The organism is Methylomonas sp. Kb3, assembly GCF_002834115.1.
Lineage (GTDB): Bacteria > Pseudomonadota > Gammaproteobacteria > Methylococcales > Methylomonadaceae > Methylomonas > Methylomonas defluvii.
This window is the reverse complement of the sequence record NZ_PIZT01000067.1, coordinates 209,112-222,258: the sequence shown is the minus strand read 5'-3', so window position 1 is coordinate 222,258 and position 13,147 is coordinate 209,112. Positions and strand designations below refer to the sequence as shown.

Sequence of the window (13,147 nt, the reverse complement as noted above, 5' to 3'; positions counted from 1 at the left end):
CTTATGGCAACCCTGGCCTCCAAACTCCGTAAAAAGCAGCCGCAGCGCAAAACCAGTGCGCCGCCCAAACCCAATGAAGAGAAAAAACAGCGCAAACCGGCGTATCTGCAACGCAAGATGGCCGTCAGCCAGCCGCATGACCCCGAAGAAAAGGAAGCCGACCAAGTGGCGCAGGAAGTCAGCCGCGCTAAAAAATCCGGCGATCAGCCGGGGGTGAAGGAAGACAAGGAGATGATTTCCAGCAAGCCGGTGCCGAGTGCTCAGCGCTTGTTGCGGCGGCTGAACCGGGCTGTGGCGGATGCAGCCAAGCCGGAAGAGGAGCAAAAACCGGTGCGCCGGGCGAAAAAGCCGGATGAGGAAAAGAAAAACCCAGCCGCGCAGCGCTCTGTGGAAACCGAGGACAAAAAAGAAGATCAGCTCAAACGTCTGAGTCGTAAAACCAAGGAAGAAGAAAACCCCAAGTCTGCCCGGCTATTTCGTAAGGCCGCAGGACCCGAAAAAACAGACGAACAGCAAACGACTGCCGCCCGTTTGTTACGTAAATCCAAACCGGCGGATGAGGAGCAAACGGTCGCCCAAACCCGCCTGCACAGGGCTGCCGCCGAACAAGCAGAGCAGCCTGACGATACCGAATCAGCCGCGTCGGCAAACACAGTCGAGCAGTCGGTGGAGGCGCGAATCGAGGAAAGCCGGGGTAAGGGAGCGCCGTTGCCGGAAAGTATCCGGCGCGAAATGGAGCAACAGCTTGGTGCGGATTTTGCCGGGGTGACCATTCATAACGATGCCGAAGCGGCGGATCTGTGCAAGCAACTCAATGCTCGCGCCTTTACCGTTGGTAACGATGTTTACTTCGCGCCCGGCGAGTTTGCGCCGGAAGCCGACGCCGGACGCGAACTGCTGGCGCATGAGTTGAGCCATGTGGTGCAACAAAGCGGCGGGGTGCAGCGCGTGATGCGCGCGCCGCCGGTGGCACCTGCTGCCGCTCCGGCCGCGGGCGGTGCCAAAAGTGCCGGTAAAGGTACGCTGAAGGGTGGGGAATTGCATGTGCCCCTGCTGACTTTGCCGCAAAAACCGGGCATGCAGGAGAAATTCAGCGCCAAATACGGCGGGCTGACCAATTGGAAATTACCGCAAGCCGACGAGCGCACCAACCAGATTGACGACTGGAAAAAGCAGATCAAACCGTCGTCCGGCGGCTGGGATTTAAAACCCTACCTCGGCAGCGATAACACTTTGCCGGATACCAACGGTGCCAGCACGCAATATGCCTTGAAGCTGAAAGCCGGGGGTGGCGGCCAAGGCTATCTGATCGGCTCCGAAAGCGACATCCGCGAGCAGGCTATTCTGCCGTGGTGGAATAGTCAGGGCGCCCCGCACCTGTTCGATGTCGATCATATTCTGGAGCTTCAATTGGGCGGGGATGCGGACAAGCTGGAAAACTTCCAATTACTCGATGCCAGCGCCAATCGCAGTTCGGGTAGCAAGATTAAAAACGCCATCGATAAAGCAATACGCGCGGCCATCCCGCCCGAAGTGGAAGGTGGTGGCGACTTGCCGGAAAATCTCTCCAAACCGTTGCCAGGGCGGGGCAAAGCCGCCCCTGGCGCTGCACCGGCACCGGCTGCGAATGCCGCGGCGCCTACTCCGGCCCCAGCTGCGGGAGGCGGTGCAGCACCGGCTACCGCCGCCAAAGATCCGGCGTCGGCTGCACTGGACGCGATCAAAACCAGCTATCAGGATAAGCTGATTTTCGACGAAGTGAAATTCGAGGGGGCCGTCGGCGGCAATCCGGGCATCTGTTGGCAGGCCGACCGCGTCACGAAGATGGAACATCTGAAGCCGTTGGAAAAGGCTACCAAAACCAATGCGCCGGATCTGTTTGCCAACGATAAATTGCGGCTGCTGCCGCGTCCCGGTGCCGGGGTGATGTTTGTTAGCGCCTTGAAGGGCGACCCCGGCAGCGAAACCTTCGACGCCGGTAGTTGGGGCGGCATGTCGGTGGTTGGCGGAACCTTCAACCGCAGCGCCGGTAGCGGTACGGTGACGCTGACCATGCCCAAAACCAAAAAAGTCGATGCGCAGAACACTACACTAAATTTTGTCAGCAGCGGTGCGCCGACGCTATGTCATATTCCGCCCGGCCAAGTAGCCGATGCTTATCGCAACGCCTTTAAAGCCAAGACTTTGAGCCCGATTGCACTGAACAACGCCGATATGGATGCCAGCGCCAATATCGTCGGTGGCGGCGTCTTAACCATCGACGGTATTCCGCTGTTGGCTGGCACGACGGTTGACGTGGCGTTGGTCGGCGGCGATCTGGTGTTTTCAAAAACCTTTTCTACCGACGAGTTCGATATGAAAGGGCCGATTCAGCTGGATAGCAGTTCGCTGACGCTGAGCGCCGGCGCGGCCACGCCGATTGCCGCCGCCGGCTTGGTGGAGTTTCATATCGGTGAACTGGCCAAAGGCTATTTGGAGGGCAGTGCCACCGCCGGCGGCTTTGCGATGGCCGGCCAATTGGAATTTGATAAACAGCTGTTCACCGGTGCGGGGCGTATCGATTATGACAGCGCTAAAGGCATCAAAGCTTCGGGTACGCTCGGCCTGAAGCCGGGGGCGTTGAAAGGCATCAAAAAAGCCAGTTTTACCCTAGCTTACGACGATGCCAAAAAAGCCATCGATTTTGCCGGCGATGCCGAAGTTTCCGTGCCCGGTTTTAAAGGCGCCAAACTGTCTGCGCATGCCGACGATACCGGCAACATCAGCTTGGGTGGCGAGGCGACGCTGTCCGACACCATCCCGCGTATCAAGGGCGGCAAGCTGAACATTGCTGCTGATCGGAAGGGCGATGTCTGGTCTTTGGGCGGCGGCGGTGAGCTTGAGCCCGATTTGAGCGGATTGGACGCCAGCGCCAAAATCAAACTGGATTATAAAGATGGCTTATTGAATGGCAAACTCACGGCCAATTACAAACGCAGCATGCTGGCCGGTAATATCGATTTGAATGCCAAAGCCGTGGTCGGTGAAGGTGGCGGCGAGGCCGAGCCCATCAAGGTGTGGGGCAGCGGCACGGTCGATGTCACTGCCGCGCCGTGGTTGAAAGCGACGGTTGGATTGACATTGGACGAGAAAGGCGAGATTACCGTGTCCGGCGAATTGGGTTTACCTAGTTCGTTGGAGATCTTTCCGCGCAAGGAAATCAACAAATCGCTGTTTGCCGTTGCCACGCAAGTACCGATTGTGCCGGGTATCGTCGCGGAAGTGGGCGGCAATCTCAGTGCGACGGCTGGCATTGGCCCCGGCAGCCTGGATCAGTTGAAAATCGGCTTGACCTATAATCCCGATCACGAGCAAGACACCAAGATTACCGGCGACGCGCATCTTAAAGTGCCGGCCGATGCCGGCTTGCGCTTGGCGGTGCGGGCTGGTATCGGTCTGGGGATTACCGGCGCCAGCGCCACCGGCGGCCTGGAGATAGGCGGCAAACTGGGTATTGAGGGTGCGGCGGAGGCTGGCGTGCATGTGGATTGGACGCCGGCCACAGGCCTGGATTTGACTGCCAAGCTGGCGGTGTCCGCGCAACCCAGCTTTACCTTTGATATTTCCGGTTACGTAGCCGTGACTGCATTGGGCTTCAGCGTGTACGATCAGCGTTGGCAACTGGCTTCGTATCAATTTGGTTCGGATTACAAGTTTGGTATCAGCCTGCCGGTGCATTATCACGAAGGACAACCCTTCGATGTATCGCTGGATGACGTGCAGTTCGAGGTGCCGGACATTTCGCCGGGCGACATTTTGAGTGGTTTGATTGCCAGGATAGCCTGATGAATGCGCTTAACGATTTGCTCAGAGAAGGCGTGATAGCCCATCAGTCCGGTAACCTGACCGAGGCAGCGCGCTTATATCGGGCGGCGCTGGAATTGGACGCTGACAATGCCAGCGCGCATAACAATCTCGGGTTCGTGCTAGCGCAGCGGCAAGAGTGGCCGGAGGCCTTGGTGCATTTGCGTACCGCGTTGCGCCTGAAGCCGAATATGGCGATGGCGCATTGCAATCTTGGTCAGGTGTTGGTGAATACCGGTCGTGCCGGCGAGGGTTTGGCGCATTTGGAGCAGGCTACCGCTTGCGATCCGGATAGCGTCATGGCATGGGATAATCTGGCACGGATTAGAGTGCTATTGGGCGACTTTCAGGGCGGAGAATATGCGGCGATCCGAGCCTTGAAACTGCAACCCAACGCGCCGCAGCTGCATACTCGTCTGGGCATCGCCGTGGCCGCTCAGCAACGGCTGCCGGAAGCCTTGCAGCACTATCAACAAGCTTTGGCATTAGACAGCAAACATCAAGAAGCCTGGGCGCAACTGGGTATTACCTGTTTCCTGCGTAACGATCTGGGCAGCGCCCGCGATGCGTTGGAAACCGCGCTGGCGCTGAATCCGGACGACAGCAATGCCTTGCGGCATCTGGCCTTGGTGAATCTGAGTCTGGGTAACCGCGATGTCGCCATCGCCCAGTTCGAGCATCTACTAGCGCATAACCCGGACGATGACGACTCGCGCTTGGATTTGGCGGTGGTGTTGTTATCCGGCCAGCATACGGCGGCGGCTTTGGAACAGCTGGAGTCGATAAACGAGGCTGCGCGCGCATCCAGCAAATATCGGTTTTATTTGGGTTTGGCTTTGCAACAAAACGGCGAACAGGAATCCGGCGCGCAATTGCTGCGGCAACTGGCCGATTTGCCGGATGATGCCTACGGGGTTAAGGCGCGGAAGATGTTGTTGGTGAGTTGAGTTTAGTGAGGTGGGAGGGTTTTGAATTCGAATCGGAGGATTTCGAGCATTAAAGTATTTAAGCGATTTGTTGAAATGGAATATTTGAGAGGCGGGAACCGGCCACAGAGCAGTCTTGGAGGAATGACGGCAAATTGGCACATTGCCCGATGGCTTCGCTTCATTGATCGTCCGACTGGACACGGAAACATAACAACCTCTAAAACAACTATCGGTGTAGTTTGGATGATATACAGAAAGGAAAATCCTTGCTGATCACAAACTTATTGTAGCGGCGCAGGTTTCATGGTAGATGTTCAGAAACTATCTAATAACTAGTTAGCGCCCATGATCCGGACAAAAATCCTCTAGGAGGTTAGCGATGGATGTTGGTACCGCCATAACAGTGAGCAAATCCCTGCTGGAATTGGGGCAAGACATAGCCGAGGTTGTTAAAAAAGCCCAGGACAGTCCAGACGTCACGAAACGTGTTCTTTTATACTTGGAATCGGCGCGGGCAGCAGTTAACGCTTTAGGCCTCGAACGCCAACACATTCTCACAGATGTGCGGAAATGTGACGTCGGAGAACTTGATCAGGTAAACGCTCTCTGGGCGCGACTTGATCGTTACCTTCATGAGGATAATATTCGCCCTCAGTTGGAGAATTCAATCCGCGGGCTGTACGCATGCCATCAGGCAATCGAAAAAGAGGCAAAGGGAATCTGGTGGCGTAAGCGCGATAAACAACTCGCTGTAAAAGCATTCACAAATACCTTAAGTGAACTGGAAGCCATGTTGCAGGGCTTGAGCTCCAACTTCTATCCTGGCGGGAGCGGTATGGGAGTCCAAACGCTTGTGCCAATCTTTGAATTAATCAGCAAGGTTCGTGAGGACCGTAAATTTGGCCGGTTCCAAGACACTCAAGTTGAATTGGTTCATGAAGAGCTTGGCGAATTGGCCTACCAAGGCGTATGTGACGAATCACACGAGGAATGGTTTCGGATGGCTGGAAGGGTTGAAGCGTTAGTTGCGCAACTGCAATTAGCGTTCTCGGTAAAGATAACGAAGGAACATGCAAGCGGCTTCTGACAAGCGGCCAGGGCTAACATTGCGCTCAAGCCGACCCGCTTCCGCTTCACTCCAGCAGTCGGCTTAGCTTTACGTTGAATGTCAGCTAATTGAATCCCTCCCGACATTGAGTGCAAAGCTTCGAATGTCGCCTTGGGGGCGATGGCTACAGTTCACCAGTTCCAAATGCCATTATTCAATACGGCTGCAATCTTATCGGTACTGGCGGCCTGATTTAGATCTGGGCCGGTGGCGGTTTTAGCTGCGATGAAGGGATGGATTTAAAAAGGAATAGTAATCACAAAACCTCCAAATATTCGCATCCGTCATAGCTAGTAAGTCTAAGTTATCTGGGCTCCCGCGCAGGCGGCAGTCCAGTAAAAATCCTGGATTCGAGTCCAGCTTGATGCCTTAGTTGTTGAAACTGCCCCAATAACCGCCCGCAAAATCAATATTCCCGCTTGAAAAAATCGGCCGTAAGGCCAGAATGAAACACAGAGCACTACTGCGGTGTTAACACCGCGCAAGCGGTCGATGACGAGTGGAACAAATGAGCGGCAACGCGTGTCCTGTCTGAGGATTGAACGTTAGAGGCAATTACCACGTAAAGAGCGGGTACGGAAAGATTCAAATTGGTGCATAGTGGCGTCGAATCCCTCGAGCAATCGTGGTTTCGTATTTTGTTCATAATTGGCTGAAATGATGGCAGATGTCTTGGTTAGTGCGGCCTCACGGTAAATTTCGGGATTTCTGACTGACTACAGACCTCGAGTCTGACCTCGTCAACGGCATCGGCGGTAGGCTGGCGGGTTGGAGGCTACAGTTTAGGCTGTGGAATCCCCCGCCGGCGGGCTCATCATCCAACTCCGGTTATTTCTCCCTTCCTGCTTCTCGAATCGCATCCCAACTGTTTTTCGGTGTTAGCGGCAAACCTCTGGAACCTTGCCTCCGTATCCAAACATGCACCGATTACATTTAAAATTCCGTGGAATAGGCCTAACCGGTCAGCATTGATACAATAAGGCATTATTTCTCAAAGCCACATTATCCAGGGAGTACTTCATGATTCGCTTTCCAGCAGAATGGGAAACACAATCAGCCGTTATCATCGCTTGGCCGCACCACAGCGGCGACTTTACCAATCTGTCCGCCGTCGAAGACACCTATCATTTTGTCGCCACTACCATCAGCCGGTTTCAGCCGCTGGTGATTATTTGCAAGGATGGCGAGCATCAGCAGCATATTCAGACGCAACTGGGCCACAACGAAAAAATTCATATGGTGCAGGCCGATTACAACGATATTTGGCTGCGGGATACGGTGTTTTTGACGATGGAGTGGCAGCACCCCAAAGCCAGCGTGCAGTTGCTTAACTTTCGATTCAATGGCTGGGGTAAGAAATATCCGCATGCGGCCGACGACGCCTTGAATTTGGCCTTGTTTGCGCATCCGATTTTTAAAGGCCATCCCACCGCGACCTTGGACTTGGTCTTGGAAGGCGGCAGCGTGGAGTCGGACGGGCAAGGCACCTTGATGACGACCAAAAATTGTTTGCTCAACCCCAACCGTAATCCGGATTTGTCGGAAGCGGCGATAGCCGGTCAACTGCAAAATTATTTGGGCGCGAAGCGGATTTTGTGGGTCGAGCAAAGCAATCTGGCCGGCGACGACACCGATGCGCACATCGATACGCTGGCGCGGTTTTGCGATGCCAACACTATCGCTTATACCAGTTGCGACGACAGCGCAGACCCGCATTTCGAGAGTCTGAAAAATATGGAAGCGCAACTCAAAACCTTTAAGACAGAAGGTGGCGATGCCTATCGGTTGGTGGCGCTGCCATTACCAAAACCGATTTTCGATGAACAAAGCCAGCAATTACCGGCCAATTACTCGAATTTCCTGATTATCAACGGCGCGGTATTGGTGCCGGTTTACGACGACGCGATGGATGCGGTGGCGCTGGAGCGCTTGAAAGGCTGCTTCCCGAATCACGAAATCATCGCCACGCCGTGTCGGCCGTTAGTGCATCAGTATGGCAGTTTGCATTGCGCCAGCATGCAGGTGCCGGCATTTGTTAAATTGAATTTCTAAGCATCTGTCCGACTCATGAAAAAATCGATTATCGCCTGCGCCGTGCAGCAGCCTTGCAATCGCGGCCGGGAAACCAATCTGGCTTATTCGATTAGTCAAATCGAAACAGCCGCCCAACAAAATGCCGACTTAGTGGTGCTGCCGGAACTGCATCTGGACCATTATTTTTGCCAAAGCGAAGACACCAGCTGTTTTGATTTGGCGCAGCCGATTCCCGGTCCGACTTGCGAAACGCTTGCCGAAGTGGCCAAGGCCAACAAGGTAGTGATCGTCTCGACCATTTTCGAGAAACGTGCGCCGGGTTTGTACCACAACACGGCGGTGGTGTTCGATAAGGACGGCAGCATCGCCGGCACCTTCCGGAAAATGCATATCCCTGACGATCCGGGATTTTACGAGAAGTTTTATTTCACGCCTGGCGACCTGGGTTTTACGCCAATAGAAACGTCGATAGGCAAGTTGGGGGTGTTGATCTGCTGGGATCAATGGTATCCGGAAGCGGCGAGGCTCATGGCGTTGGCCGGTGCTGATGTGTTGATTTATCCCACCGCTATAGGCTGGAATCCCGAGGATGACGCTGTCGAGAAACAACGCCAATGCGATGCCTGGATTACCGTGCAACGTGCGCATGCGGTGGCGAACGGCATTCCGGTGATTTCCTGCAATCGTATCGGTTTTGAAGCGGCGCCGGATCAAGCGCCGGGCATTCAGTTTTGGGGAAACAGCTTTATCGCCGGCCCGCAAGGCGAGATTCTAAGCAGCGCTGACGATAATCAGGATGTGTTGTTATTTGCCGAGCTTGATTCGCAGCGCAGCGAAGATGTCAGACGCATCTGGCCGTTTTTGCGTGATCGGCGGATAGATGAGTATGCGGATTTGAAGAGGCGGTTTATCGATTAAACGCTGATGATGTCAGCGATTTGAGAAAGCCGGACAACAGCTAGAACTGTTGTCCGGCTTTTTTTATCAGTCTTCGCTGGCGCTGCGGCTGACAGGTTCTTGAGGTGTTTCGCTGTGGCGATTGTTGCTGCGCTCGGCGAACTCTCTGTCATAAGAGCGCGGTTGGCTACTGGCTTCGCCGCTTTCGGAATAGCTTGGAGCTGGGGCTGGACGTTCGCCGCCTTGATTGCCTGTTGAGCTATTTTCGCCCGCTTCGCCAGCGGCGTTTTGCTCGGGGCGTCTCTCGCCACCGTTGCGCGGGCCACGTCTGCGGCTGCGGCTGCGGCGGCTGCGTTCTTGGCCACCGTTGCCGTTTTCTCTTTTTGCGGTTGTAGTCGCGTCGTCGGTATTTTCCTGGTCAATCACCACGGCTTGCTTTGGCTCGACTGGAGCGCTGCCCGTAGCTTCGGTATTTGCCGGGTTGTTGGGCGGACGGCGATTGTTGTTACGGCGGTTGTTGTTACGGCCTGATGCTGAGCGCTCGCCCCTCTCTCCTCTGTCGCCGCGATCACCACGGTCCCGGCGATTGTTTCTGCCGGATCTGGGTTTGTCTTCGTTGCTTTTTTCAGAGGCTTCGCCGATTTCGGCGGCTTTGCTATTCCCGATCAGACGCTGCCAGAAACGTTGAATTAGACCGGCAGAGGTCTTTTTGTTTTGTACGGGGGCGGGGGAGTCCGGTAAAAACTCCTTAATCGCGGCTTTTTCGGCTTTAGGGCCGGCCTGCTTGGCAAATTCCGGTACCGTGATGTCTTCTTCCTTGATATGCAAATGGCTGGCTTTTTCTTCGCTGCTTTCGCCTGCGGATTTGATGCGTTCGATGTCGTAAGACGGGGTTTCCAGGTGTTTGCTCGGCAGAACGATAATGCCGACTTGCAGTCTGGTTTCGATTTCCTGAATCGCCGCGCGCTTTTCGTTGAGCAGGAAGGTGGCGCAATCGATAGGCAAATGGGCGATGACGCGCTCGGTGCCTTTTTTCATCGCTTCTTCTTCGATCAAACGCAATACGGCCAGGGTGACGGATTCGACGTTACGGATGGTGCCTTGGCCTTTGCAGCGCGGGCAAGTTAATTGTGTGGAGTCGCCCAGCGAGGGACGCAAGCGCTGTCTGGACATCTCCATCAAGCCGAAGCGCGAGATGCGGCCGGTCTGGATGCGGGCGCGGTCGATTTTCAAGGCATCGCGCAGACGGTTTTCCACTTCGCGCTGGTTTTTGTTAGACATCATGTCGATGAAGTCGATGACGAACAAGCCGCCCAAGTCGCGTAAACGCAGTTGGCGGGCGATTTCGTCGGCGGCTTCCAGGTTGGTATTTAGCGCGGTTTCTTCGATGTCGCTGCCTTTGGTGGCGCGCGCCGAGTTGATGTCCACAGAAGTTAAGGCTTCGGTGTGGTCGATGACGATCGAGCCGCCGGATGGCAATGACACTTCCCGGCGATAGGCCATTTCAATCTGGGTTTCGATCTGATAGCGGCTGAACAGCGGCACGCTGTCCTGATACAGTTTCGCCTTGTGCAGATTGTGCGGCATCACCTGCTTCAAGAAGTTATGCACCAGTTTGAAGGCGCCTTCCTGGTCGATGAGGATTTCGTCGATGTCGCCGCGCAAGTGATCGCGCAGGGCGCGGATGATCACGTTGCTTTCCTGGAATATCAGGAATGGCGCGGTTTGTTCACTGCTGGAGCGGTCGATGGCTTCCCAGAGTTGCCGCAGGTAGTTCAAATCCCACTGTAGCTCTTCGACGTTTTTGTCCGAGCCGGCGGTGCGGATGATCAAGCCCATACTGTCCGGAATTTCCAGGGCGGCCATGGTTTCGCGCAATTCACTGCGGTTGTCACCCTCGATACGGCGAGAAATGCCGCCGGCCTTGGGGTTGTTCGGCATCAACACCAAATAGGTGCCAGCGAGACTGATGTAGGTTGTTAGCGCCGCGCCTTTGTTGCCGCGTTCTTCTTTTTCAATCTGAACGACGATTTCCTGGCCTTCGCGAATATTCGATTTGGAGGATTTACCCTCTTCGACTTCACCGGTTCTGTATTCGGGGGCGATTTCCTTGAACGGCAGAAAGCCGTGTTTTTCGGCGCCGTAATTAACGAAAGCTGCTTCTAAACTGGGTTCTACCCGGGTGATGATGCCTTTGTAAATGTTAGATTTTTTTTGTTCTTTTGAAGGAACTTCGATGTCGAAATCATAGAGTTTCTGACCATCTACCAATGCCACTCGCAGCTCTTCGGGCTGCGTGGCGTTGATAAGCATTCTTTTCATTAAATTATCCTTATTGTAATTTGTATCCTACTTAGAGCTTAAACAGGTTTGGTTGTCGCGGATAAAGGCGGCGTGTTTCCCAATATGTACTTAAGTGAGCGGCCAGACTGACGGAAAACTGCAATTAGTTGTAGTAATTGTCGCAGCGGGTTATCGGCATTGCCGAGGGTGGCGCTTGAAAAGTGGGAGGTCTGTTATACCGAACTCTATTCTAAGGATGCAGCTCGCTCATCATGGGTTGAGCGATAAAACCCGAAAAAATTCTTTTAGGTCAGCGCGAAGACACAACGCTGAAACCCCGGTCTTTAAATTTTTATAGCTAAAGTCTATCCAAAGATAAACTAGCCTAATATAGCAATGTTTATTGACAGCAGCAATTTTAAACATGGCTGGCGGATATGTTGTTATTATTTGCCGCATGAATACCGCAGAAAATCAGACCAATCCGCAAGTCCAATGGCTGGAGATTACCGAGGCAAACAGCGAACAAAGGCTCGATAATTTTCTGATCACTTATCTCAAAGGCGTTCCCAAAACCCGCATCTATCGCATGGTCAGAAAGGGCGAAGTGCGGGTCAATAAAGGCCGGATCGACGTCAGTTACAAGTTGCAGTTGGGTGATATTGTGCGAATCCCGCCGGTCAGAGTTGCGGAAAAAAAAGACGAAATCATCGTCCAACCCACCTTGAAGTTCAGCCTGGAAAACCACATTCTTTACGAAGACGAGGGCTTTATCGTGTTGAACAAGCCGGCCGGCTTTGCCGTGCATGGCGGCAGCGGCGTCAGTTCCGGCGTGATCGAAGGACTAAGACAGATTCGGCCGCAACAGAAGTTTTTGGAATTGGTGCATAGGCTGGACAAGGAAACCTCCGGTTGCTTGTTGATTGCCAAGAAGCGTTCAGTATTGAAGCTATTGCATGAACTTTTTCGCGGCGATGGTATCCAGAAGACCTATTTGGCTTTATTGGTTGGGCAGTTCCAACGCAAGAAACAATTAGTCGAGGTGCCCTTATTGAAAAACGTCGCCCAGGGCGGCGAGCGGATGGTAGTGGTCAGCCAGGCAGGCAAATCCGCCGAAACCTTGTTCACGCGGCTGAAGCAGTTTCAGGATGTCACCTTGGTACATGCCGCGCCTAAAACAGGCCGTACCCATCAGATTAGGGTACATGCTGCTTGGCTGGGGCATCCGATTGTGGCTGATGATCGGTATGGCGATGACGATACGAATAAAGCCTTTAAAAAGCGCGGATACAAGCGTTTGTTTTTACACGCCGAGCAACTGCAGTTTGCGCATCCGGTCAGTGGCGACTTGCTGCACTTTACCGCGCCATTGCCCGAGGATTTACAAGAATTGCTGAATCATGAAAAACCGCTTTGATTTAATCATTTTTGATTGGGACGGTACTTTAATGGATTCGGTGGACTGGATCGTGCATTGCATCCAACAAGCGGCGATGAGTTGTGAATGTGCAGTGCCGGAAGCGCAGGCGGTCAGAGACATCGTCGGCTTGAGCATCGAAAATGCGATGAAGCAATTGTTTCCGAATGAAGAGTCCGAGATCCGGCAAAAGATCGCTGCCGATTACACGAAAACTTTTTTTAGCAAACAAATCGGCCCTGACGACTTGTTTCCCGGTGTGCATGAAATGTTGAAGCAGTTTCGTGACCAAGGGTATCGTCTGGCTGTGGCGACCGGCAAGAAAAACGCGGGTTTGCATGCAGCAATGAATGCGACCGGTGCAGCGGATTTGTTTTGTACTACGCGCTGTGCGGACCAAACGGCTTCCAAGCCCAATCCGCTGATGCTGGATGAAATCATGGCTGAACTGGGTGTGGATAAACAGCGCACCTTGATGGTCGGCGATTCGGTGCATGATTTGCAAATGGCTCTAAATGCCCAAGTCGCGTCAATCGGTGTCACTTGCGGGGCGCATTCCGCGGCAACCTTGCAAAAATACAATCCCTTGTTGTGTGTGAACTATCCCACCGATTTAATCGGAATCATATAGGAGAC

At 53.9% G+C, this 13,147-nt stretch carries 8 protein-coding genes; 7 read left to right on the top strand and 1 reads right to left on the bottom strand.

All coding sequences use genetic code 11. The features are described from left to right. Positions 1 to 3: 3 nt before the first annotated feature. From CWO84_RS18205 to CWO84_RS18185, 5 genes are all read left to right on the top strand, one after another. Complete coding sequence (locus CWO84_RS18205; RefSeq protein WP_101054382.1) at positions 4 to 3,825, top strand: DUF4157 domain-containing protein; 3,822 nt, start codon at positions 4 to 6, stop codon at positions 3,823 to 3,825. Next, positions 3,825 to 4,790, top strand: a complete 966-nt coding sequence (locus tag CWO84_RS18200; RefSeq protein WP_033157791.1) for a tetratricopeptide repeat protein — start codon at positions 3,825 to 3,827, stop codon at positions 4,788 to 4,790. Before CWO84_RS18205 ends, CWO84_RS18200 begins: the two co-directional genes overlap by 1 nt. A 361-nt stretch (positions 4,791 to 5,151) precedes the next feature. Continuing rightward, entirely contained in the window at positions 5,152 to 5,859 is a 708-nt protein-coding gene (locus tag CWO84_RS18195; RefSeq protein WP_033157792.1) for a hypothetical protein, read from the top strand. 1,041 nt (positions 5,860 to 6,900) lie between these two features. Then, complete coding sequence (locus CWO84_RS18190; protein ID WP_101054379.1) at positions 6,901 to 7,932, top strand: agmatine deiminase family protein; 1,032 nt, start codon at positions 6,901 to 6,903, stop codon at positions 7,930 to 7,932. Between the two features lie 15 nt (positions 7,933 to 7,947). Beyond that, a complete protein-coding gene (locus CWO84_RS18185) occupies positions 7,948 to 8,832 on the top strand; it encodes a carbon-nitrogen hydrolase (RefSeq protein ID WP_101054376.1) in 885 nt (294 codons plus the stop codon). 66 nt (positions 8,833 to 8,898) lie between these two features. On the opposite strand, the gene CWO84_RS18180 is transcribed toward CWO84_RS18185, so the two are convergent. After that, complete coding sequence (locus CWO84_RS18180; protein ID WP_101054373.1) at positions 8,899 to 11,133, bottom strand: Rne/Rng family ribonuclease; 2,235 nt, start codon at positions 11,131 to 11,133, stop codon at positions 8,899 to 8,901. Positions 11,134 to 11,551: 418 nt separating this feature from the next. On the opposite strand from CWO84_RS18180, the gene rluC reads away from it, so the two are divergent. Continuing rightward, the gene (rluC, locus tag CWO84_RS18175) at positions 11,552 to 12,511 is read left to right on the top strand and encodes a 23S rRNA pseudouridine(955/2504/2580) synthase RluC (RefSeq protein ID WP_033157796.1); all 960 of its coding nucleotides are present in this window, start codon (positions 11,552 to 11,554) and stop codon (positions 12,509 to 12,511) included. Beyond that, the gene (locus tag CWO84_RS18170) at positions 12,495 to 13,142 is read left to right on the top strand and encodes an HAD-IIIA family hydrolase (protein ID WP_033157797.1); all 648 of its coding nucleotides are present in this window, start codon (positions 12,495 to 12,497) and stop codon (positions 13,140 to 13,142) included. The genes rluC and CWO84_RS18170 overlap by 17 nt, the downstream gene beginning before the upstream one ends. Positions 13,143 to 13,147: the final 5 nt, after the last annotated feature.